Annotated in this window: 24 protein-coding genes and 1 tRNA gene; 13 read left to right on the forward strand and 12 right to left on the reverse strand. The window is 63.7% G+C overall.

Annotation, left to right across the window (positions count from 1 at the left end; all coding sequences use genetic code 11):
- Nucleotides 1–80: 80 nt before the first annotated feature.
- Together RBB31_RS01260 and nth are read right to left on the reverse strand one after the other, a co-directional pair.
- Nucleotides 81–1,067, reverse strand: a complete 987-nt coding sequence (locus RBB31_RS01260; protein WP_306127444.1) for an adenosine kinase — start codon at nt 1,065–1,067, stop codon at nt 81–83.
- A complete protein-coding gene (nth, locus tag RBB31_RS01265) occupies nt 1,064–1,708 on the reverse strand; it encodes an endonuclease III (RefSeq protein ID WP_306127445.1) in 645 nt (214 codons plus the stop codon). The genes RBB31_RS01260 and nth overlap by 4 nt, the downstream gene beginning before the upstream one ends.
- Before the next feature lie 97 nt (nt 1,709–1,805).
- Between nth and RBB31_RS01270 the strand changes: the two genes are divergently transcribed.
- A complete protein-coding gene (locus RBB31_RS01270) occupies nt 1,806–2,669 on the forward strand; it encodes a bifunctional helix-turn-helix domain-containing protein/methylated-DNA--[protein]-cysteine S-methyltransferase (RefSeq protein WP_306127446.1) in 864 nt (287 codons plus the stop codon).
- A 185-nt stretch (nt 2,670–2,854) separates the two neighbouring features.
- Nucleotides 2,855–3,526 carry an OmpA family protein gene (locus RBB31_RS01275; RefSeq protein WP_306127447.1) on the forward strand — a complete coding sequence of 224 codons (672 nt, stop codon included), beginning with the start codon at nt 2,855–2,857 and terminating at the stop codon, nt 3,524–3,526.
- A gap of 93 nt (nt 3,527–3,619) precedes the next feature.
- Here RBB31_RS01275 and RBB31_RS01280 read toward each other — a convergent pair whose 3' ends face one another.
- Nucleotides 3,620–5,005 (reverse strand): aspartate aminotransferase family protein, encoded by a 1,386-nt coding sequence (locus tag RBB31_RS01280; protein ID WP_306127448.1) that lies wholly within the window; start codon nt 5,003–5,005, stop codon nt 3,620–3,622.
- Between the two features lie 382 nt (nt 5,006–5,387).
- On the opposite strand from RBB31_RS01280, the gene RBB31_RS01285 reads away from it, so the two are divergent.
- The 3 genes from RBB31_RS01285 (at nt 5,388) to RBB31_RS01295 (ending at nt 8,578) form a co-directional block, all read left to right on the forward strand.
- The gene (locus RBB31_RS01285; protein WP_306127449.1) at nt 5,388–6,380 is read left to right on the forward strand and encodes an ABC transporter substrate-binding protein; all 993 of its coding nucleotides are present in this window, start codon (nt 5,388–5,390) and stop codon (nt 6,378–6,380) included.
- Nucleotides 6,381–6,464: 84 nt separating this feature from the next.
- Complete coding sequence (locus tag RBB31_RS01290; RefSeq protein ID WP_306127450.1) at nt 6,465–7,271, forward strand: taurine ABC transporter ATP-binding protein; 807 nt, start codon at nt 6,465–6,467, stop codon at nt 7,269–7,271.
- Entirely contained in the window at nt 7,268–8,578 is a 1,311-nt protein-coding gene (locus RBB31_RS01295; protein ID WP_306127451.1) for an ABC transporter permease, read from the forward strand. Before RBB31_RS01290 ends, RBB31_RS01295 begins: the two co-directional genes overlap by 4 nt.
- A gap of 51 nt (nt 8,579–8,629) precedes the next feature.
- Here RBB31_RS01295 and RBB31_RS01300 read toward each other — a convergent pair whose 3' ends face one another.
- The gene (locus RBB31_RS01300; RefSeq protein WP_306127452.1) at nt 8,630–9,082 is read right to left on the reverse strand and encodes an Lrp/AsnC family transcriptional regulator; all 453 of its coding nucleotides are present in this window, start codon (nt 9,080–9,082) and stop codon (nt 8,630–8,632) included.
- A 73-nt stretch (nt 9,083–9,155) separates the two neighbouring features.
- Here RBB31_RS01300 and RBB31_RS01305 point away from each other — a divergent pair, with 73 nt between their 5' ends.
- On the forward strand, nt 9,156–9,761 hold the full coding sequence (locus RBB31_RS01305) for a LysE family translocator (RefSeq protein WP_306127453.1): 606 nt from the start codon (nt 9,156–9,158) through the stop codon (nt 9,759–9,761).
- A gap of 44 nt (nt 9,762–9,805) precedes the next feature.
- Entirely contained in the window at nt 9,806–10,429 is a 624-nt protein-coding gene (locus RBB31_RS01310) for a hypothetical protein (protein WP_306127454.1), read from the forward strand.
- Here the strand turns inward: RBB31_RS01310 and RBB31_RS01315 are convergent.
- Nucleotides 10,426–10,953, reverse strand: coding sequence for a GNAT family N-acetyltransferase (locus RBB31_RS01315; protein ID WP_306127455.1), 528 nt, complete (start codon nt 10,951–10,953; stop codon nt 10,426–10,428). The two genes, RBB31_RS01310 and RBB31_RS01315, sit on opposite strands and share 4 nt — an antisense overlap.
- Nucleotides 10,950–11,507 (reverse strand): helix-turn-helix domain-containing protein, encoded by a 558-nt coding sequence (locus RBB31_RS01320; RefSeq protein ID WP_306127456.1) that lies wholly within the window; start codon nt 11,505–11,507, stop codon nt 10,950–10,952. Before RBB31_RS01320 ends, RBB31_RS01315 begins: the two co-directional genes overlap by 4 nt.
- 109 nt (nt 11,508–11,616) lie before the next feature.
- Here RBB31_RS01320 and RBB31_RS01325 point away from each other — a divergent pair, with 109 nt between their 5' ends.
- The gene (locus RBB31_RS01325; RefSeq protein WP_306127457.1) at nt 11,617–12,579 is read left to right on the forward strand and encodes an acetyl-CoA carboxylase carboxyltransferase subunit alpha; all 963 of its coding nucleotides are present in this window, start codon (nt 11,617–11,619) and stop codon (nt 12,577–12,579) included.
- Here the strand turns inward: RBB31_RS01325 and RBB31_RS01330 are convergent.
- The 4 genes from RBB31_RS01330 to RBB31_RS01345 are packed head-to-tail and all read right to left on the reverse strand — an operon-like array spanning nt 12,576 to nt 15,146.
- Nucleotides 12,576–12,974 (reverse strand): DUF4149 domain-containing protein, encoded by a 399-nt coding sequence (locus RBB31_RS01330; RefSeq protein ID WP_306127458.1) that lies wholly within the window; start codon nt 12,972–12,974, stop codon nt 12,576–12,578. The two genes, RBB31_RS01325 and RBB31_RS01330, sit on opposite strands and share 4 nt — an antisense overlap.
- Complete coding sequence (gene ubiG, locus RBB31_RS01335; protein ID WP_306127459.1) at nt 12,971–13,690, reverse strand: bifunctional 2-polyprenyl-6-hydroxyphenol methylase/3-demethylubiquinol 3-O-methyltransferase UbiG; 720 nt, start codon at nt 13,688–13,690, stop codon at nt 12,971–12,973. Before ubiG ends, RBB31_RS01330 begins: the two co-directional genes overlap by 4 nt.
- Before the next feature lie 43 nt (nt 13,691–13,733).
- Nucleotides 13,734–14,411 carry a GntR family transcriptional regulator gene (locus RBB31_RS01340; RefSeq protein ID WP_306127460.1) on the reverse strand — a complete coding sequence of 226 codons (678 nt, stop codon included), beginning with the start codon at nt 14,409–14,411 and terminating at the stop codon, nt 13,734–13,736.
- A gap of 45 nt (nt 14,412–14,456) precedes the next feature.
- On the reverse strand, nt 14,457–15,146 hold the full coding sequence (locus RBB31_RS01345; RefSeq protein ID WP_306127461.1) for a M48 family metallopeptidase: 690 nt from the start codon (nt 15,144–15,146) through the stop codon (nt 14,457–14,459).
- A 114-nt stretch (nt 15,147–15,260) separates the two neighbouring features.
- Between RBB31_RS01345 and RBB31_RS01350 the strand changes: the two genes are divergently transcribed.
- The 5 genes from RBB31_RS01350 to RBB31_RS01370 all read left to right on the forward strand — a co-directional run bounded on the left by RBB31_RS01350 (nt 15,261) and on the right by RBB31_RS01370 (nt 21,266).
- Entirely contained in the window at nt 15,261–15,584 is a 324-nt protein-coding gene (locus RBB31_RS01350) for a TIGR02300 family protein (protein ID WP_306127462.1), read from the forward strand.
- Nucleotides 15,585–15,680: 96 nt separating this feature from the next.
- A tRNA-Ala gene (locus RBB31_RS01355) sits at nt 15,681–15,756 on the forward strand.
- Between the two features lie 295 nt (nt 15,757–16,051).
- Entirely contained in the window at nt 16,052–16,429 is a 378-nt protein-coding gene (locus RBB31_RS01360) for a DUF4112 domain-containing protein (RefSeq protein ID WP_306127463.1), read from the forward strand.
- 107 nt (nt 16,430–16,536) lie between these two features.
- Complete coding sequence (locus RBB31_RS01365; protein ID WP_306127464.1) at nt 16,537–20,898, forward strand: chemotaxis protein CheB; 4,362 nt, start codon at nt 16,537–16,539, stop codon at nt 20,896–20,898.
- Nucleotides 20,899–20,921: 23 nt separating this feature from the next.
- On the forward strand, nt 20,922–21,266 hold the full coding sequence (locus tag RBB31_RS01370; protein ID WP_306127465.1) for a hypothetical protein: 345 nt from the start codon (nt 20,922–20,924) through the stop codon (nt 21,264–21,266).
- Here the strand turns inward: RBB31_RS01370 and RBB31_RS01375 are convergent.
- Nucleotides 21,246–21,737, reverse strand: a complete 492-nt coding sequence (locus tag RBB31_RS01375; RefSeq protein ID WP_306127466.1) for a response regulator — start codon at nt 21,735–21,737, stop codon at nt 21,246–21,248. The genes RBB31_RS01370 and RBB31_RS01375 overlap by 21 nt on opposite strands.
- Nucleotides 21,738–21,818: 81 nt before the next feature.
- Nucleotides 21,819–21,956: a hypothetical protein gene (locus RBB31_RS01380; RefSeq protein WP_306127467.1), complete on the reverse strand. Its 138-nt coding sequence runs from the start codon at nt 21,954–21,956 to the stop codon at nt 21,819–21,821.
- Between the last annotated feature and the right edge of the window lie 58 nt (nt 21,957–22,014).

Raw genomic sequence — 22,014 nt, forward strand, 5'->3', positions numbered from 1 at the left:
TGACGATTGCGCTGTCCGTCGGGACCGCAGCGGAAAATCTCATTTTCCGAGCCATTTTCTTAGAAAGAAAATGGCCCCGGTCAGATCAGCCCTTCTGCTTTGAAGAGCGCCTTTACATCGGCGTCGGGCCGCGCGCCATAATGACTGATCACTTCGGCCCCGGCGATGCACCCCATGCGGCCCGCCACGTCCAGCGAGGCGCCGGTGGCCAGCCCGTAGAGGAACCCGGCGGCGAACTGGTCGCCGGCGCCGGTGGTGTCAACGGGTGTGACCTCATCGACGGGGACTGTCACGCTCTCTTCGCCCCTGACGATCACCACGTCATGGCCCGAGCGGGTGCAGACGATCAGGCCGCTTTCGGCCGCGGCCTGTTCCAGCGCGGCACCGAGGTCTTCGGTCTCATAGAGCGCACACCATTCGTGCTCGTTGCCGATGACATAGTCGAGCTCGGTCACCAGCCTGCGGAAATCGGCGCGGTGCCGGTCGACGCAGAACGGGTCCGACAGGGTGATGCCGGCCATGCCCCCCGCCTCGCGGCAGGCGCGGGCGGCGGCGAGGAAGGCCGCCTTGCCCTTGTCCTTGTCGAAGAGATAGCCCTCGAGAAAAAGCAGGCCGGCGCCGCCGGCGACCGTATCGTCCACGTCGTCGGGGCCAAGTTCGGTCGAGATGCCGAGATAGGTGTTCATCGACCGCTCGCCATCGGGCGACACGAAGATCATCGAGCGTGACGTGGGCAGTTCGCCGTTGCTGGCGGGCGCGTTGACGAAATCGGCACCGGCATCCGCCATTTCGCGGGCGTAGTCATGGCCCAGCGCATCGTCCGAGACCCGGCCGATGAAGGCGGTCGAAAGACCCAGCGCCCCCAGCCCCGCGATGGTGTTGGCGACCGAGCCGCCCGCCATCTGAGTGCGGTTCTGCATGTTCTCGTACAGGTGTTCGGCCCGATCCTGTTCGATCAGCTGCATGATGCCTTTCTCGATGCCCATGCGGGACAGGAAGGCGTCGTCGGCTTGCGAGATCACGTCGACGACGGCGTTGCCGATGCCGACGGCCTGGTATTTGGTCAAAGTCTTTTTTCCTCGAATTGGCACAGGTCACGGATGATACAGGTCTGGCACATCGGGGCGCGGGCCTTGCAGTGGTAGCGACCGTGCAGGATGAGCCAGTGGTGGGCGTGCTGCTGGAAATCCACCGGCACGTTGTCCTCGATGGCACGTTCGACGGCGTCCACGTCCTTGCCAGGGGCGATCCCCGTGCGGTTGCCGACGCGGAAGATGTGGGTATCGACCGCTTGCGCGGGATAGCTCCACCACATGTTCAGTACCACGTTGGCGGTCTTGCGTCCGACGCCCGGCAGCGATTGGAGGGCGGCGCGGGAGTTGGGCACCTCGCCGTCGAACTTGTCGATCAGCATGCGCGACAGTTTCATCACGTTCTTGGCCTTGTTGCGGTAAAGGCCGATCGTCTTGATGTGCTCGATCAGCTCTTCCTCGCCGAGATCCAGCATCTTTTCCGGGGTGTCGGCGATCTTGAAGAGCTCGCGCGTGGCGCGGTTTACCCCGGCATCGGTCGCCTGCGCCGAAAGGGCCACGGCGACCAGAAGCGTATAGGCGTTCACGTGGTCGAGTTCGCCCTTGGGTTCGGCGGAGGCGGCCTGAAACCGGGTGAATATCTCGCGGATTGTCTGGTAGTCGAGTTGCTTGGCCATGACAGTCCTTGTGCCCGCTTTGGTGCGGATGCGCAACATTCGGGTCGCGGTGATCGGGGCGTGCGCGTACATTCCCTGCATCGAATGGAGACGTCACATGACTGCCGGGATCAACACCGAAATCCGCGACGGGTATCATTTCAACGTCATGCGCAGGGCGATCGACCTGATCGACGCGGGCGGGCCCGGTGTGCGCCTGTCGGATCTGGCCGGCGAGATGAACATGAGCCCGGCGCATTTCCAGCGCCTCTTTACGCAATGGGTGGGCGTCAGCCCGAAGCGGTATCAGCAATACCTGGCGCTGGGCCAGGCCAAGGACCTGCTGGCCGAGCGGTTCACCACGCTGGATACCGCGCATGAGCTAGGTCTGTCGGGGTCGGGGCGGCTGCACGACCTTTTCCTGCGGTGGGAAGCGATGAGCCCCGGCGAGTTCGCGCGGCGGGGTGCGGGGATGAAGATCTTCTGGGGGTGGTTCGACAGCCCGTTCGGCCTGGCACTGGTGATGGGCACAGAAAAAGGCATCTGCGGGATCGGGTTCGCCAGCGAGACCGGCGAAGAGGCGGCGATGGAGGACTTGATCTCTCGTTGGCCCAACGCCGACTTCGTCGAGGACCCGATGATGTTGCGCCCTTGGGTGTTGCAAGCCTTCGGCGCGGGCGATCAACAGGGCGAGAAAGTGCCGCTTTACATGATCGGTGCGCCCTTTCAGATCAAGGTGTGGGAGGCGCTGATGCAGATCCCCTCGGGCCATGTGACGACCTATTCGGAAATCGCGCAGTCCATCGGCAATCCGCGGGCCGTACGCGCCGTTGGCACGGCGGTGGGGCGCAACCCGGTCAGTTTCCTGATCCCGTGCCACAGGGCGCTGCGCAAATCGGGCGGACTTGGCGGGTACCACTGGGGCCTGCCGGTGAAACGGGCGATCCTGGCGTGGGAAAGTGCGCGGGCCGAGGCGGGGTGAGCCCCTTTTTGGCGCAGAGAATGGGCCAGAATGTGCATTTCCTGACGGCCCCGTGGCGGTCGGCCTGACGGTTTTGCGCGGATCATCGCCGGTTTCCCCGCAGAAATCGCTTGGGCCTTGGACACAAATTGCTTAGAATCATCTTCAGACCCGGCAAACGGGCATTTGAAACATGAGGCATCAGGATGAGCATTTCACACAAAACCGTCACTCTTTTTGCGGGCCTTTCGCTGATGGGCGCCACCGCCTGCACCAGCCCGTCTTACCTGGACGACACCGCCGTCGACCGGAACCAGAAGGCCAAGCAGGGCGCGTTGCTGGGCGGGCTGATCGGAGCGGGCGCGGGAGCGCTGGTGGCCGACAAGAAGGTCAAGGGCGCGCTGATCGGCGGTGCGGTCGGCGCGGCGGGCGGCGCTGTCGCGGGCAACATGCTGGACCGGCAGGAAGCAGAGCTGCGCAACAACATCGGCAATAACAACGTCGATATCCAGAACACCGGCGACCGTCTGATCGTGACGTTGCCGCAGGACATCCTTTTCGACGTGGACAGCGCGACGGTGCGGCCGGGGCTGCGCAGCGATCTGGCTGCGGTGGCACAGAACCTGCAGAATTACCCCGACAGCCGCGTGCAGATCGTGGGCCATACGGACAATTCCGGCGGGGCCGAGCATAACCAAGCCCTGTCCGAGCGGCGAGCCAATGCCGTGGCGGACGTGCTGATGAACGGCGGCGTGGCGTTCAGCCGGATCGATGCGTTCGGCCGGGGCGAGGACGTGCCGGTGGCGTCGAACCTGACCGAGGACGGCAAGGCGCAGAACCGCCGGGTGGAGATCGTGATCCTGCCCAACGCGGTCTGACGCCGGCAAAGATTATTCGTCGAATAATCCGGCGTTGAATTGAGTGGCCCCGCCGGATGGACCGGCGGGGCACTTGCGTTTCGGGCGGTGGCTTCAGCCGAAGACGCGGCCCAGGGCCTCGTCCACCGAGGCGACGATCTGGTCGATGTCGTCCTTGGTCGAAATGAGCGCGGGGGAGAAGCAGAGCGTGTTGTTGAAGCCCGGGATCGAGCGGTTGGTCACGCCGATGATCGTGCCTTGTGCCATGCAGTCGGCGACGACGGCCTGCGCCTGTTTCTCGGGCACAGGCTCCTTGCTGGTGCGGTCCGAGACTAGCTCGGCCCCGAGGAAGAGACCCTTGCCGCGGACCTGCCCGATGACGGCGTGCCTATCGGCCAGCGCGTTCAGCTGGTCCGTCATGTAGTCGCCCATCTTCGTGGTGTTCTCGAGCAGGCCTTCTTCCTCGATGATGGCGACGTTTTCCAGCGCCGCGGCGGGGCCGGCGGTGCAGCCGCCGAAGGTCGAGATGTCGCGGAAGTAGTTGAGGGGGTCCTCGACGTCGTCCTTGAACATGTCGAAGACCTTTTCGTTGGTCACGCAGCAGGCGATGGCGGCATAGCCGGAGGCGACGCCCTTGGCCATGGTCACGAAATCGGGCTCGATCCCGTAATGCTGGTAGCCGAACCATTGGGTGCCGGTGCGGCCCACGCCGCAGACGACCTCGTCGATATGCAGCAGGATGTCGTACTTGCGGCAGATCTCCTGCACGCGGGGCCAGTAGCCTTCAGGCGGGGTGATGACGCCGCCGCCGGCGGTGACCGGCTCAAGGCAAAGGGCGCCGACCGTGTCGGGGCCTTCGGCGAGAATGACTTCCTCGATCGCGTTGGCCGCGGCGATGCCGTAATCCTCGCCCGTCAGGTCCCATTGGGCGCGGTATTCAAGGCAGTGCGGCACGCGCACGAAACCGGGTGCGAAGGGGCCGTATTGCGCGTTGCGCTCGTCCTGGCCGCCCGCCGACATGGTGCCGATGGTCGAGCCGTGATAGTCGCGCTCGCGGTAGAGAATCTTGTATTTCTTGCCGCCATAGCGCTTGTGCGCGATCTGGCGGACCATCTTGAAGGCTTTCTCGTTCGCCTCGGAGCCGGAATTGGTGAAATAAACCCGGCTCATGCCCGGCATCTTGGAAATCAGCTTTTCCGAAAACATCGCGCCGGGGATCGAGCCCGCGGAGCCCGCGAAATAGGGCAGCTTGATCAGCTGGTCGCGAATGGCGTTGGCGATGCGCTCGCGGCCATAGCCCACGTTGACGGTCCAGACCCCGCCGGAGACGGCGTCGATATGTTCCTTGCCGTACTGGTCCCAGACGCGCATGCCCTTGCCCTCGACGATGATCTTGGGGGCACCGGTCTGGAACGGCTGATGTTGAATCAGGTGGTGCCAGACATGGGCGCGGTCGGCGTCCACGACTTTGTCGATATCATTCAGCAGGTTGCCATCCATCGGAAACTCCATCGGGTCAGGCCCGGCACAGTGGCCGGGGGCGGATGAGTGCACATCGGTGCGATTGCCGTATAATCAGCCTCGAAACCGCGTCTGTCGATAGGGCCAGGCTGGTTCAATAATTAAGTCCAGGGAATGCCGCCGATGCCCAGCAGTAGGGTTAAATTGTGGCTATTCTGCTGATTTCTGAGACGGTTTTTCCGAAACTTCGGTTCAGAAAGGTGGAAGAAGCCCTGTCAGCCAGACAAAATCATTGATCGGAATCGTAAATTCGGCTCGGATGAGGCCGCATCTGCCATCGGGGGCAGCGTTGCGGCACCATGCTGCACGCCCCGCAAAGATGGCGCAAATAAGAAATGACACTCCAGGGAGACAAAGAAAAATGACACTCAAGTCAAAACTCATGGCGGCCACCACCGGCGCGGCGCTTATGGCCGGTGCCTCCGCTTCGGCGCAGGAAATCACGGTCGGCTATTTCCTCGAATGGCCGATGCCGTTCCAGTACGCCAAGGCCGAAGGCATGTATGACGAGGCGCTGGGCATGACCGTGAACTGGGTCAGCTTCGACACCGGCACCGCGATGAGCGCGGCGATGGCGTCGGGTGATGTGCAGCTGGTGGTGAGCCAGGGCGTGCCGCCCTTCGTGGTGGCCACCAGCGCGGGCCAGGACCTGCAGATCGTCGACGTGGCCGTGTCCTATTCGGACAACGACAACTGCGTCGTGTCGGCGGCGCTTGAAATCGACAAGGACAGCGCGGACGAACTGGCCGGCAAGAAGGTCGCCGTGCCGCTGGGCACCGCGGCGCATTACGGGTTCCTGAAGCAGATGGACCATTTCGGCGTGTCGCTGGACAGCCTGACGGTGGTCGATATGGCCCCCGCCGAAGGGCAGGCCGCGCTGGCGCAGGGCGCCGTCGACATGGCGTGCGGCTGGGGCGGTGCGCTGCGCCGCATGAAGGAAAGCGGCAACGTGCTGTTGACCGGCGCCGAGAAGGAGGAACTGGGCATCCTGGTGTTCGACGTGACCTCGGGCCCGGCGTCGTTCATCGCCGAAAACCCGGACGTGGTGTCGAACTTCCTCAAGGTGACGGCGGAGGCCAACGCCATGTGGGCGGACGAGGCCAACCACGAGAAGATGCTGCCGGTGATCGCCGAGGACGCGGGCATGTCGGAGGAAGACACGATGGCCACCATCGAGACCTTCGTCTTTCCTCCGGTGGACGAGCAACTGACAGAGAAATGGCTGGGCGGCGGCGCGCAGGAGTTCATGAAGGGCGTCGCGGACGTTTTCGTGGAGTCCGGCTCGATCGACGCGGCGAAAGCCTCTTACGAGACGAACGTGAACACCGGCCCGCTGGAAGCGGCCGCGCAATAACGCTTTGCGCAAGACACCCGCGGGCCGCGCGCCGGTCCGCGGGTCCGCACCACACCAAAAATCCGAAAACGGAAGGGGGCAGGCATGTCGACATTAAAGATCGACAATATTTCCATGCGCTTCGATTTGCCGAATGGTGGTCATGTGCAGGCGCTCAAGGACGTCTCGCTAGAGTTGCAGAGCGGTGAATTGTTGAGCGTGCTGGGGCCGTCCGGCTGTGGCAAAACCACGCTTTTGAATATCGTCGCGGGATTTCTTGCGCCGACCGAGGGCAAGATCACGCTGAACGACCACAAGGTCACGGGGCCGAACGCCGAACGCGGCATGGTTTTCCAGCAAGGCGCGCTGTTCGAATGGATGAGCGTGCGCGACAACGTCAGTTTCGGCCCCCGGATGAAGGGCGAAAGCAAGAAAACCTACACACCGACCGTCAATCACCTGTTGGACGTAGTGGGCCTGAAGGACTTCAAGGAAAAGGCGATTTACGAATTGTCCGGCGGGATGCAGCAGCGCGTGGCGCTTGCCCGCTGCCTGGCCAACGATCCCGACGTGATCCTGATGGACGAACCCTTGGGGGCGCTCGACGCGCTGACCCGCGAAAAGATGCAGGGGCTGGTGCTGAAGCTCTGGAAGGAGACGGGCAAGACGATCATCCTGATTACCCACTCGGTGGAAGAGGCGCTTCTCTTGGGCGAGCGCCTTCTGGTGATGGCGCCGCGGCCGGGGCGTATCCACAAGGAATACCGCCTGCCCTTTGCCGACCTCGGCGTGGGCAAGGACCTGCGCGAGGTGAAGAAGCACCCCGAGTTCAGTGAGCGGCGTGAGGAAATCCTCGAGATGATCTGGAACATGGAAGAAGAGATCATGGGCCGGGTGGAGGAAAGCGCATGACCGGGTTCATCGTTCTCGCGCTCTATGTGGGCGCGTTTTTCATTGCCTATCTCGCGGTCTCGGCGCTGTATCGGGCGTTCTTTGCACGGATCGACTATACCGCGCTGAAGACCGTGACCTTCGGTGACGAAAGCGCCGTGCGCCCGAACCGGGCGGCCAGCGTATTGTCGGTGATCACGATCTTCCTGCTGTGGGTGGCCTTTACCAACTCGAGCCTGCCGCTGCCGCAGGCCTCGTCGCCCTATCTGGGGGAGGTGACGTTCACCTATACCTCCACCCTGCCGGACGGGCGGGCGGATGAAGCCGAGGTGACCGTGCTGGTCTACCGCGAGGATATCAGCCAGACCGTGGACGCCGAGGGCAACCCGGGGCGTATCCCGGCGGCGCCCGAGGTGGAGCCGGGCGAGGGGTTTGCCAAGAACGACAGCGTCGTGGTGCCGCGCTACGGCTACAAGGTGATCAACGTTCTGGGCAATGACGAGCTGGGCCGGTCCGAGGATGCGGTCATCACCGCGCTCAACGGGACCGAGGTGCAGGCCGGTGAGATGATACGGCTGCCAGAGGGCACGGTGGGGCTGACCGACAAGGGCACGCCGACCTTCTCGCCCTCGACCGGCAACCGGATGCAGCGGTTGTACCTGCCCGCCCCCGAGGTGACGGTGGAGCGATTCTTCGAGCTGAACGAGGAAGGGTACCGCAACTATACCCTTTGGCAGCATACGTGGATTTCGCTGCAACGGGTCTTGCTGGGCTTCTTCTTCGGCGCGCTGGTGGGGATTCCGCTGGGCTATGCCATGGGCCTGACCAACTGGGCGCGCGGCTGGTTCGACCCGATCGTCGAATTCATGCGGCCGGTGCCGCCGCTGGCGCTGATCCCGCTGATGATCATCTGGTTCGGTATCGGAGAGCAGTCCAAGGTGATCCTGCTGTTCCTGGCGGCGCTCTGGATCATGGCGATCGCGGCACGGGCCGGTGTGTCCGGCGTGGCGATTTCCAAGGTCCACGCGGCCTACTCGCTGGGTGCCAGCAAGATGCAGGTGCTGACCAAGGTGATCATTCCCAACAGCCTGCCGGAGATCTTCACCGGTGCCCGCGTGGCGATGGGGGTCTGCTGGGGCACGGTCGTGGCCGCCGAACTGGTGGCTGCCGAACGGGGACTTGGGATGATGATCATGGTCGCGTCGAAGTTCCAGCTGACGGATATCGTCATCGTCGGGATCATCCTGATCGGGATCATCGGGTTCCTGATCGACGTGGGCATCCGTATCCTGGAGAAATGGCTGGTGCCCTGGAAAGGGCGCGTCTGACGCCAGCGCCATGACAGAGACGCCCGGCCGATGCGCCGGGCGTTTTTCGTTTCACGCCCGCATGTCCTTGGGCGAGCCCATCACCACGAAGGAGGTGATGGCGTTGACCTGCGGCAGGGTCCCGATGACGTCGGTATGAAAGGACTTGTAGGCGGGCAGGTCGGCCACCTCGATCCGCAGCAGGTATTCGACCGAGCCGGTGATGTTGTGACACTCCACCACTTCGGGGGCGATGGCCATGGCGCGCTCGAAGGCGACCTGGCTGGCCTTGGTGTGGGCGTTGAGGCCGATCGTGGCGTAGGCGACGAAACCGACGCCCAGCTTGGAACGGTCCAGAACGGCGCGGAACCCGGTGATGATGCCGCGGCGCTCAAGATCCTGCACACGGCGCAGACAGGCCGAGGGCGACAGTCCGACGCGTTCTGCTAGGTCGAGATTGCTGATGCGACCGTCGCGCTGAAGTTCTTGCAATATCTTGTCGTTAATCTTGTCCATGACGCGCATGAATTGCACAATTTCACTTCGGACGCAAACAAACGCAATTTCACTGCGCAGTTTCCGCCATATGGTTGCGTCCATGACACTCGAACTGCTTTTCCTTCTCACCGGGTTCGCCCTTGCCACGGTGATCACGCCGGGGCCGAATAACCTGATGCTGATGGCCTCGGGCGCCAATTTCGGGTTTCGCCGGACAGTGCCGCACATGCTGGGGATCACCTTGGGGTTTCCCTGCATGATAGTCCTGGTGGGGCTGGGGGTGATGCAGGTGTTCGACCTCTGGCCGCCGGCCTACATGATCCTGATGGCGCTGAGCGTCGTGTATCTGCTGTACCTGGCGTGGAAGATCGCCAATGCCGCGCCGCCGAAGGAGGCGAAGGTCGAAGGCAAACCGCTGACCTTTCTGCAATCGGCGGCGTTCCAGTGGGTGAACCCCAAGGCGTGGAGCATGGCGCTCTCGGCGATCACGCTTTACGCGACCAGCCGGGACCTTGGCGCTGTCCTGTGGGTGGCCGGGGTATACGTGGTGGTCTCGGTCGTCAGCACCACAAGCTGGACCGTGCTGGGTCAGCAGATGCGCCGCTTTCTGACCAGCCCAAAGCGTTTGCGGATATTCAACCGGGTGATGGCGGCATTGCTGGTGGCGACGCTGGTCCTGGTGCTGCGCCAGCAGGGCGCGGGATAGGCGTGGACTTGCGCGATCGCGGCGTTGCTGCGATGACGGCGGCCATGACGATCACCTTACTTCATACCGCCGAGGCGCACCGGGAGCGGTTCGACCGCATCCGCGACCGGATTGCACCGGACCTGACGCTGAACCATGTGGTGCGGCCGCGATGGCTGAAGCGAGCGCAGGAGGGGCGCGGCGCGGCGCTGGAGGACGAGATCGCGGGTGTGGTGGCGCGGGCCGCCGGGCCGGTGCTGTGCACGTGCACAACGCTGGGGCCACTGGCCGAAAAGGCGGGGGCGATGCGCGTCGACTGGCCGATGATGCGGGCGGCGGCGCAGGCGCAGGGGCCAGTTGTGATGGCGTTTTGCCTTGAAAGCACCTTTGCGCCCAGCCTTGCGTTGCTGGAGCGGGCACTGGCGGAAGAGGGCACGCCGCAGAAAGTGTACCCCCTGCCGTTGCCGCAATACTGGCCGCTGTTCGAGGCGGGCCAGGTGGAGGCCTTTGATGCCGTGATCGCCCGCGAGGTGCGTCAGGCCGTGGACGCGCAGGGCGACGTGGCGGCCGTGGTGCTGGCGCAGGCATCGATGGCGGGCGCGACGGCGCGGCTGGAAGACCTGGGAGTGCCGGTATTGAATTCGCCGGAGCTTGCGTTGAGGGCAGTGCTGGACGTGACGCGCGGTTAAAGCCGTTTGTACATGTAGGTCGTGGAATGGAGCGTGCGCCCGTCCGGGTCGAGGGCGAAATCAGGGATGACGCCTGCCACTTCGAAGCCCATGGAGGCATAGAGCGACTGCGAGGCGTCGCCGCTGCGGGTGTCGAGCGTGACGTTGGTTTTTCCCAAGCTGCGGGCGTGGTCCAGCGCCGCGTGCAACACCATGCGACCAAGGCCGCGGCGGCGGGCGGTGGGATGTACCATCATCTTAGCGATCTCGGCCCGGTGCGGCTGGTTCCGGGGCATGGCGGTGACAAGCTGGACGGTGCCGGCAAGCGTGTTGTCCAGGTGGGCGGCAAACAGGTTGCGCCGGTTGGCGGTCACTTCGGGAAAGACGTCGGTTTGCCAGAAGGCACGGGCCGTTTCGGGGTCAAGCGTATGCAGGAAGCCCACGGCGGCGCCATCGGCCACGGTGTCGATCAGCAGGCGGGCAAGGTTGTCGAGGTTCCGGTCCAACGCGGGGCCGGTCAGCGCGGCGATCAGGGGCGCGGTCATGCGAGCGCCAGAAGGTAGCGGGCGCCGTCTGGCCCGGCGCGGAAATCAGACACGCCGTACAGGCGGTAGCGCAGGCAATCGCCTGGGGACAGGCTGTGGGTCTGACCGTCGACAGTGATTTGCAACGCACCTTCCAGCAGCACGAAATGATGTTCGTGACCCGGAACGCTGGGATGGTCGTAAGAGATATGTGCGTCCGGTTCGAGGGTGGCCTCGACCAGCTCCATTTGCAGATCGGCGCTGGGGGGCGAGACGTTGCGGCGGCGAAAGCCATGGCTGGCGTCGTGATAAACCGGCTGGGCGGTGCGGGGCACGAAGGCCTTGAACCGGCTTTCCAGTGGCGAGATCAGCTGAGAGATCGGCAGGCGCAGGGCGGTGGAGAGCTTGGCAAGCGTGTCGGCCGTGGGGCTGACCTCGCCATTCTCGATGCGCGAGAGGCTGGCGCGGCTGACGGTGCTGGCCTCGGCCAGGTCCGCGAGCGTGAGGTTGCGCGACTGGCGCAGGTCGCGGAGATGCTGGGCCAGTGGAGGCGTGGGGGAAAGGGTCGATTCCATAATTGAGAATTAATCCCAAATTTGGGATTCAAGCAAGCCCTCACGTGCGAAGTCTGTTGAACCCCCCCGCCATTTCCATATATCCCGTTCGCCAAACAGGAGCATCGGCATGACCAACTACCTCGACTTTGAGAAGTCCCTGGCGGAAATCGAAGGCAAGGCGGAAGAGCTGCGCGCGATGGCGCGCACCACCGAGGGCATGGATGTCGAGGAAGAGGCCGGGGCGCTGGACCGCAAGGCGGCGGCGATGCTGACCGACCTTTACAAGGACCTGACGCCGTGGCGGAAATGCCAGGTGGCGCGGCATCCGAACCGGCCCCATTGCAAGGATTACATCGAGGCGCTGTTCACCGAATACACGCCGCTGGCGGGCGACCGGAACTTTGCCGACGACCACGCGGTGATGGGCGGGCTGGCGCGGTTCGGCGACACGCCGGTGGTGGTGATCGGCCACGAGAAGGGCAACGATACCAAGTCCCGGATCGAGCGGAATTTCGGCATGGCGAGGCCAGAGGGGTATCGCAAGGCGATCCGGCTGATGGACATGGCAGACCGGTTCAACCTGCCGGTGATTACGCTGGTGGACACACCCGGCGCATATCCCGGCAAGGGCGCCGAGGAGCGCGGCCAGAGCGAGGCGATTGCCCGCTCGACCGAGATGTGCCTGAAGGCCGGTGTGCCGCTGGTGAGCGTGATTATCGGCGAGGGCGGATCGGGGGGTGCTGTGGCGTTCGCCTCGGCCAACCGCGTGGCAATGCTGGAGCATTCGGTTTATTCGGTCATCAGCCCCGAGGGCTGTGCCAGCATCCTGTGGAAGGATTCCGAGAAGATGCGCGAGGCCGCCGAGGCGCTACGCCTGACGGCGCAGGACCTGATAAAGCTGGGCGTGATCGACTGGGTGATCGACGAGCCCAAAGGCGGCGCGCATCGTGATCCGACAGGCGCGATGGCGTCGGTGGGCGATGCGATCCGGGCAATGCTGGACGGTCTGAAGGACCTGTCGCGCGAGGAGCTGGTGCGCGACCGGCGCGAGAAGTTCCTGAAGATGGGATCGACCGGGCTGGCGGCCTAGAGCGCGACGCCCAGGCGTATGATGGCCCACGCCGCGCTGGCGATGTGGGCCAACGTGATCAACACCGAGAAGAAGTGAAGAAGCTTGAAACGCTTGGAGTGGCCGGCATCGGTCGCTGCGTTGATGCGTGGCATGAGCGACTGGCGCGCATAGAGCGTGGTAAGCGCGATCACGACGAGGATCACCGTGGACAACAGGTCGGTGAAGGCGGCGCAGACCGCCGCGAGGGACGCCGTGCCCAGCACGAACAGGTAGAAATGCGGAAAAGCGCGGCGGATCAGGGGGCGGGCCGTCTCTTCGGGCAGGGCGCGCAGCACGAAGGCGGCGAAGCCGAAGGAATAGAGCGTCATGCCGCCGAAGAGAAGCGCGGTGAGAAGCAGGGCGAGTATATTCATGTCATGGCCTTCGGTTTCTGCGCGGTGCCGATATAGATCACCTGCTTGAACGGCAGCACGCCGAAGGTGAAATCGAGGCGGCGGCTCAGGCCGGTGGGGCCGAGGCCAGTCATCCTGCCGGGAGTGAGGCCGGCCCCTTGCAGTCTGTTCGTCAATTCATTGGGCTTGATGAACAATTCGGGATCGTGAGTGCCCTTGGGCAGCAGCCCTAGTATGTCCTCGGCCAGGGTAATGGTGGCCAGCCGCGAGACGAAGTTGCGGTTGATCGTGTCGTAAAGGAACAGCCCGCCGGGTTTCAGCACGCGGGCGACCTCATGCAGGACCTGTTGCAGGTCTGAGACATGCTCAAGTACGTCGACGCATACCACGGCATCGAACCTCGCCTCGCCATAGGGAAGCGCCTCGCCGGTGCCGGTGTCGTAGCGGATGGCAAGGCCGGTTTGCGCGGCATGGCTGCGGGCCACGGCGATCGCCTCTTTCGCCGGGTCGATTCCGGTGACCTGCGCGCCGCGCTGCGCCATGGCCTCGGCCATGAAGCCGCCTGCGCAGCCGAGGTCGAGCACGTGTTTTCCCGCCCAGTCGATGTGCCGGTCGAAGTAGTTGAGGCGGGCCGGCACGAGGTTTTTCAGCGTGCGGACCCAGCGCAGTTCGTCCGACCACCACTTGGCGGCGGCATCGTCGTAGATCTCTTGCGTGTTGCGGATTTTTGCGGTCATGGGCCGGAGATAGGCCGGCTGGAGCGTGCATCCAGAGGCGGCGTCAGGCCAGCAGCATCTTCAGCCCTTGCGTGACGTCAGAGCGCACGGCGAGGCGCAGGCCCGGTTCATCCCCGGCCTTGAGCGCCGAGATGATCAGGCGATGATAACGCGGCGGCTCTTTCTGCTGAAGCTTGCCGTAAAGCGCCCGCATCGTCGGGCCGAGTTGCAGCCAGACGGTCTCGGCCATCGCCAGCATCGCGGGCGCCTGGGCGCGCAGGTAGAGCGTGCGGTGGAACTCGAGGTTCGAGCGGATGTAACCGACCGCATCCTGATGGGCGATATGGTCGGTGATCCGGGCGTTGATGGATTGCAGCCTGTCGATCAGCGCCATGTGGGCGCGGGGCAGGGCGCGGCTGGCCAGCTCGACCTCGATCAGGGCGCGCAGGGCCGCCAGTTCCTCTATCCGTTCGTTGCCAAGCTCGGGCGCGGCGAGGCGGCCAGAACTGCTGACCGTCAGGGCGCCCTCGGCGGAGAGACGGCGCACGGCCTCGCGGGCGGGGGTCATGGAGACGTTGTATTCCGCGCCGACGCCACGCAGTGTCAGGGCCTGGCCGGGGCGAAGCTCGCCATGCATGATGCGGCTGCGCAACCCGCGATAGACGCGGTCATGGGCCGACCCGGTGGGGGCGGCGCCGGTGGCCGGGGCAATCCCGGCTTCGGAACGCGGCGGAAAGTTCATGGCATATTTGTGATCACAGTTTGCCGCGCGGTCAATCCCGTTGCGTCAGTCGAAGCGATAGCGGTGCAGTTCCGCGCCGTTTTCCCGTAGCCAGCGGCGTGGCGCATCATAGCCGGGGCAGATCCGTGCGACGATATCCCAGAAGGCGCGGGAGTGGTTCATCTCGACAAGATGCGCGACCTCGTGCGCGGCGACATAATCGAGCACCTCACGCGGGGCGAGGATCAGCCGCCAGGAATACATCAGCCCGGCATCGTGGGTGCAGGACCCCCATCGCGAACGCGTGTCGCGCAGGGTCAGACGGGCATATCCGCGGCCGACCGCCTGCGCGTGGTGATCCGACGCCGCGGCCAACTGATCGCGGGCGCGGGTTTTGAGCCAGGCCTGGACGCGCCGCGGCGCGGTCTCGGGCGGGCCGGGCACGGTGAGGGTGTCGTCGGTGAGTTGAATGCGGCGGCCCGCGCCGGGCGCGAGATGGCGCAGGCGGCCCTCGACGGGCAAGTCCGATCCGATTCGCACCTCCGTCATGTCGGGCTGGCGCGACAGTTGCGTGCGCAGCCACGCGGCCTTTTCATTGGCGAAGTTCAGTGCCGTGCGCTCGGCCACGCCGGGGGGCATGGTCAGCGTCACGCGCCCGTCAACGCCCGACACCCTAAGCGAAATCCGCCGTGCCCGCGCCGAGCGGCGCAGGGTCACTTCGACCGGGGGGTTGCCGGGCAGAACATATTGCCCCATATGCCGCTCACCTCTTGCAGCGCCGCGTTGCGCTTTATGCCTTTGACACCTGATACGTCTTATGGCAGGGGACGTCGAACGCCTGCAAGTCCACAGACACCGAAGGGGATAAGGATGCCCAAGGAAGAATGGGGTGTGAAGCGCGTCTGCCCGACGACCGGCAAACGGTTTTACGACCTGAACAAAGACCCGATCGTCAGCCCCTATACCGGGGAGGTGGTCGAGATGCATTCCGGCAAGAGCCGGTCCATCACCGCCGACGCGGAAGATGCCGAGACCAAGAAGATGAAGGGTAACGATGTCGACGAGGAAATCCTCGACGATGATGACGACGTCGATGTCGACCTGGGCGATGATGTTCTGGAAGACGATGACGATGATGACAACGTCTCGCTCGACGATATCGCCGACGTCGCGTCGGAGGACGACGAGAGCTGAACCAAGTTGTGACGGGGCGGGATTTTCCACTTGATCCCGCCTGCCGCTTTACCTAGAAGGCGGCGAATGACGGGCCCGGCGACGGGCCATCTGTCCGGGGCCTTAGCTCAGCTGGGAGAGCGCTTGCATGGCATGCAAGAGGTCAGGGGTTCGATCCCCCTAGGCTCCACCATCCCCTCGATTTGAACATACGATTTACGCAGATAGTTGTCGTGAACGGGTTGCAGAAGCGCCGCCCTGTCGGAGGAGGCACTGTCCTGCTGGCCGGACTTGGCGGAACCTTGACCGAGTGCGCACGTTGACCGGAGAGGCTTGCGGGCATCGCAGGCCGTAACCCGTGAAAGGAGCGTTCCGATGTTTCTGCTGCATTTGGTCGTGGTGGCCCTGGCCCGCCTCGGCGCACCCCTACAACCGCAGAAAGCCCTGCCCGCGCGGATGCGTATCGGCGCAGGCCGCGACGCGCCGCGGTGACTGCAGCCGACCGGACGGCTCGGTTGGACCGACTGGACCGGATGGCCAGGACCCTGGACACCAAGTTCCGGCTTCCGGTGCTGGGCGTTCCAGTGGGTTGGGATTCGATCCTCGGGCTGATACCGGGGCTTGGCGATTTGGTCACTGTCGGACCGGGTGCCTGGATGATTCTCGAAGGACACCGGATGGGCGCGCGCAAACGCGTTCTGGGACGAATGGCGCTGAACACCGGCATCGACACGGTTCTGGGCGGTATTCCGTTACTGGGCGATGCCTTCGACCTGTTCTTCAAATCCCACCGTCGCAACGTTGCGTTGCTGCGGCGTGAACTGGACGTCCTGCCCTCCACGGATCAGCGCGCGGCCTCCTTGTAACGGATCCGACCCGGCTCTCGGGCGCACCGCGCCAGAGCCGTTCTGGCAGAAAATCGCGATGGTTGGCGCGCCCGTTATCCGCTAGGCTTGTCGCGTCAGGAGATCGCATGGCAGAGCACGGAGACTTCCCTATTGTCGGTATCGGTGCCTCGGCCGGTGGGCTGGACGCCTACAAGCGATTTTTGCACGCATTGCCGGACGATACAGGCGCCGCATTCATCCTTATTCAGCACCTGGACCCGAACCATCCCAGCATGATGGCGGACCTGTTGACGCGGCAGACCGCGATGACCGTGGTGCAGGCCGAGGATGACATGCTGCTGGCGCGCGACACCGTCTACGTCATTCCGCCAGGCAAATTCATTCGCCTGATCGACCGCAAGCTCAGCCTCGATGCACCGGTCGAGGAAAATGGGATACGGATGGCGATCGACTATTTCTTCCGATCGCTGGCAGAGGAGCGTGGGGAGAAGGCGATCGGCATCGTGCTGTCGGGCACCGGCAGCGACGGGACCTTGGGACTGCGCGAGATCAAGGCGGCCGGCGGCATGGTGATGGCACAGGATCCGAACGAGGCGGAGCACGACGGGATGCCGCGCAGCGCCGTCAGTACAGGATTGGTGGATTTCGTTCTGCCGGTAGCGGAGATGCCGGAGCGGCTGAAACAGTTCTTTCAGCATCCCTATCTGCGCGAGCCCAATGAGGCCGAAACGCCGCTGTCGCAGCAAGCGCCTGACGGGTACAACGAGGTTCTGCGGCTGTTGCGGTCGCAGACCGAGTATGACTTTCGCGACTACAAGCGCGGCACGGTCGAGCGGCGCATACAGCGGCGCATGGGGCTGGGCCAGTTCCGGGAACTGTCGGACTATGTGGAACACCTGAACGAGACACCCGAGGAGGTGCACAGCCTGTTCCGTGACCTATTGATCGGTGTTACCCGCTTTTTCCGCGAGCCCGACGTCTGGGAGGTGCTTGCCGACAAGGTGATAGAGCCGATGCTGGATGGCAAGAACACCAAAGACGGAATACGTGCCTGGGTACCGGGATGCGCCAGCGGGGAAGAGGCCTATACCCTTGCCATGACGATCTTTGATCGGCTGGACAGACGCCGCGCCGATCTTCCGGTCCAGGTGTTTGCCACCGATCTCAATTCGCGGGCCATCGACGTGGCCCGGACCGGGCGATACCCGGTCGCAGCGCTGCCGGACATACCCGAGCCGATGCGGCGCAGTTTCGTCACCGAGGAGGACGAGACGTTCCAGGTCAGCAAGCGGCTGCGCGAAACCGTGGTCTTTGCGACGCAGAACGTGATTTCGGACCCACCCTTTTCGCGACTGGACATCATCAGTTGCCGTAACGTGATGATCTATCTCGAACCCGACGTACAGCAGCGGATGATCGAGATGTTCCACTTCGCGCTGAACGAGAACGGGCACCTGCTCTTGGGCAATTCCGAGAATGCGGAGCGGCCCGGGCGGTTGTTCTCGCCGGTCGAGAAAAGCAGCCGGATCTATCGCAAGGCGATCAACAGCCGGGTCCGGCCGGGAAAGTTCCCGGTTCCGCCGAGCGGGACGCAAGACGGAATGAAACTGCCGTCGCGCACGCGCTCTTTCGCCCCGGTGGCCGAGACCGCACGGCGCCAGCTTATGGAGCGTTTCGTGCCGCCCTGCGTGGTGATCAGCAGCAGCATGGAGGCGCTCTATTTTCACGGAGCGGTGCGTGACTATCTGCAGTTTCCGGATGGCGAGCAGACGAGCCGACTGTCGGATATCGTTGTGCCCGAACTGCGCGGCAAGCTGCGCACGGTGCTAAATACCTTGCGGACGGGGGGCAAGGAGGCGGAGGCGTTGGCGCTGAACGTGCCGCGCGGAGACGGCCAGATCAGTGTCCGGATCCTTGCCGAAGCTGTCGTCGGCGACGACGGCGAGCGGACCTACCTTGTCTGTTTCAAAGATGCCTCTGACGTGCGTGACACGGATGCCGAGGACGCCGCACGAGCCAAGGCGCTTAAAGAGGCCGGGCCGGACGAGCGGGATGCGGTGGAAACGCTGGAATACGAACTGCAATCCACTCGCGAAGACCTGCAATCGATCATCGAAGAGATGGAGACCTCGAACGAAGAGCTCAAGGCGTCGAACGAAGAAGTCATGAGCATGAACGAGGAGCTTCAGTCGACCAACGAGGAGTTGGAGACGTCGCGCGAAGAACTGCAATCGCTCAATGAGGAACTGTCGACCGTCAACAACCAGCTCGAGGACAAGATCGAGGAACTGGAGGAGACCAACAACGACCTCAACAACCTGCTGACCTCGATCGACATTGGCGTGATTTTCCTGGATACCGACCTGCTGATCCGGCGGTTCACCCCGGCGATGAAGGACGTGATGCGCATCATCGACGGCGATGTCGGTCGCCCGGTCGAGGATATCGTGATGCGGGTGCAGGACCCGGACCTGATAGAGGATGCGCGCACCTGCCTTGAAAAGCTCACGGACATGGAAGCGGAGATCAGCACCGACGACGGCAGGCACCGCATTCGGCGCCTGCGCCCCTACCGCACCTCGGAGAACGCGATCCAGGGCGTGGTCGTTAGCTATACCGACGTCACCAACCTGCAAAAAGCGCGGGCCGCCGCGCGCCGACGTGAGGCGCAGCAGGAGGCGGTGGCCGAACTGGGCCGGGCCGCTCTTTCGGGGGCGGATCTTCAGGACGTGTTTGACATGGCGGTGCGCGAGTTGTCCGAGCACATGGGCGCGCGGTATACCAAGGTGCTTCAACTTGACCCCGGCGGCGGATATCTGACGCTGCGCGCCGGTGTGGGCTGGACCGAAGCGACGGTGGGGGAATCCACCGTCGGCTCGGGCGTCGAGAGTCAGGCGGGGTATACCCTGCAACAGCGCGGCGCCGTGGTTGTGCGCGACTTTCGCGAGGAGAAGCGGTTTACCGCGCCAAGGCTGCTGAAAGACCACCACATCCTTTGCGGTGCAAGCGTGATCATCGGACCGAATGACGCGCCCTGGGGCGTTCTGGGGGTGCATGAAAGCGACTTTGACCGCTGCAGCTTCAACGCCGACGACATCAATTTTCTTCAGGCGGTCTCGAATGTTCTGTGGCTGGTTATCGCGCGGGGCCGGGCGTTGGACAACATCGAGGAGGAGCGACGGCAGTTGCGCGACATGGCTGACAGCCTTCCGATCCTGTTCGCGGTGATAGATGCCGACCAGCGCTACGAGTTCGTCAACAAGGCCTACGAGTTCTGGGGGCGGACGGCCGAAGAGATCGAAGGGATGCGGGTTTCGGATCTGGTCAATCCCGACGCCTACGAGACCATTGCGCCCTACGTCGCCAACGCGCTGCGCGGCGAGGTGCAGAACTTCGAGGTGAGGATCGGCCCGGCGTCGAGCGACAACCGTCGCGATGTGCTGGTCAGCTATGCCCCGCGACGGGATGCGGCGGGTGCGGTGACGGGGTTCTATTCCGCCGCGCTTGATGTGACCGAGCGCAAGCGATTGGAGCGCGACCTTGCGGAGCGATTCGACCAGTATCGCACGTTGGGTGAATCGATTCCGTTTGGTGTGTGGATCAACGATGCGGAGGGCAAGCTGACCTATGTAAGCCCGGCCTTTCTGGACCTGGTCGGCAAGACGCTGGAAGAGGCCAGGGCCGGAGGCCTGAGCGATAGTGTCGCCCCGGCGATGCGCCAGGAGGTTCAGGAATTGTGGCGGGAAACCTTGCGGACGGGAACGCCCTGGGAACGCGAACTGGACATCATCGGCAAGGACGGGAAGACCTATCACACACTGGCCCTTGGACGACCGATCCGCGATGCCTCGGGGCGGATCACCTCGTGGGTTGGCCTGAACCTCGATATCACCGATCGCAAGGCGGAGGCGCAAAGGCTGGCGGTCATCTCGGCCGAACTCGATCACCGGGTGAAGAATATCCTGGCCACGGTCTCGACCATCTCGCGGATGACCGGGCGGTCGTCGAAAACCCTAGAGGAGTACCGCGATGCGCTTCAGGCGCGTATCCGGGCGATGGCGGCGGCACACCGGCAACTGGCGGATGCCAAGTGGCAGGGCATGTCGCTGAAGCAACTGATCGAGACCGAGATCGACCCGTATCGCGCGAGCCGTATCGATGCGATCCACCTGGGCGGCCCCTACGTGGAGTTGCCCCCGGGTCTCGTGCAGACGCTGGCGCTGGGATTTCACGAGTTGACGACGAATTCCAGCAAATACGGCGCCTTGTCGAGCGAGGACGGACGACTGGACATCACCTGGAAGACCGAGGGTGGTTTGCAGATAGACTGGATCGAATCCGGCCTTACGGGCGTTGAGGCACCGACGACGAGTGGTTTTGGCACCACCTTGCTGACGCGCATCCTTGCAGCGCAAGGCGCGGCAGTGACAATAGACTATCGCGACACGGGTATTCATGTCAGGATATCCCTCGCAGATTTGGCGTGAGACCGCGCCGGGAAGGACCGGTAATGAAGGTTCTGGTTTTGGAAGACGACCCGCTCTTGCAGGTCGATCTGGCGGAGATGCTGGAACAGATGGGGCACGAGGTTGTCGGCCCCTTCAGCGCCGAGGCCCCCGCTATGCAATCCTGCGACGGGTCGCTTCCGGATGCAGCCTTCGTTGATTACAACCTCGGCAAGGACAAGAACAGTACGGGTCTGGCGCGGCGTCTGTATCATGACGGCGTGCAATTTGCGTTTCTGACGGCACATGGGCGACAGTACCTGCCGCCTGACCTGCACGAGGTGCTGGTGATCGAAAAGCCCTATACGGAAGCGCAGCTGGAGCAGTTCCTAGGGAGTGTCCGCCACTGACCTGGACGCGGCCGGGGCGGACATCCCGCGCGGCATACGTGACAGGGTCTCGATCACGATCTCGGCGGGCTCGGTCTTGTCGATGGTGATCGCGGAGGGGTCGATATCGAGGATGCGACCCTGTTCGCCGAGAATTCCGCTATAGACCACCGTGGATACGCCGCGGGATTTCAGCACGGCCAGCAGGCGTTTGCCTTCGGGCTCGTTCAGGAATGCACCGGAAAAGGTATTGCCCAGATCCAGGTCGAGAATGCAGTAATCGAACGCGTCGGCGTTGATTGCCGCAAGCGCGTCCTGATAGCAGCATACGCTTTGCAGAGACTCGCAGCCGGCGTCATCCAGCGCGATCTCGAGACCGACGCGGATGACCGGATCGTCTTCTACGACAAGAACCGATGACAGGGAAATATGACTACCCTCAGAGTTTTTCTGTTCGCTCGGTACCGTACCATGAACGCTTCTGTCGCGCAATTTCCGGCGCGAGGATGAGCGGCCCGCCGCCCGTGTAGATGCCGTTCGGCGCCGGGCTGGCAGGGCGGATTGAATCGCGGCTCAGACAAACTGTTGCAGAAGGATCTGCGTGGCGCGATCGGCCGGCAGGAATTGTGTATGGACCTTGATGCCGGCATCGGTGGCTGGCGCAGGGTGAGCGGTGGAGCGGGCGAGCGGAGGATCGGTGCGCGGGGTCATGATGGGTGTCCTTTCCATTTGCGTCATCATGGGTCGGCCGCAGATGTGTTTCCGTTCA

This window comes from Roseovarius sp. MMSF_3350, from assembly GCF_030733425.1.
Taxonomy (GTDB): domain Bacteria; phylum Pseudomonadota; class Alphaproteobacteria; order Rhodobacterales; family Rhodobacteraceae; genus Roseovarius.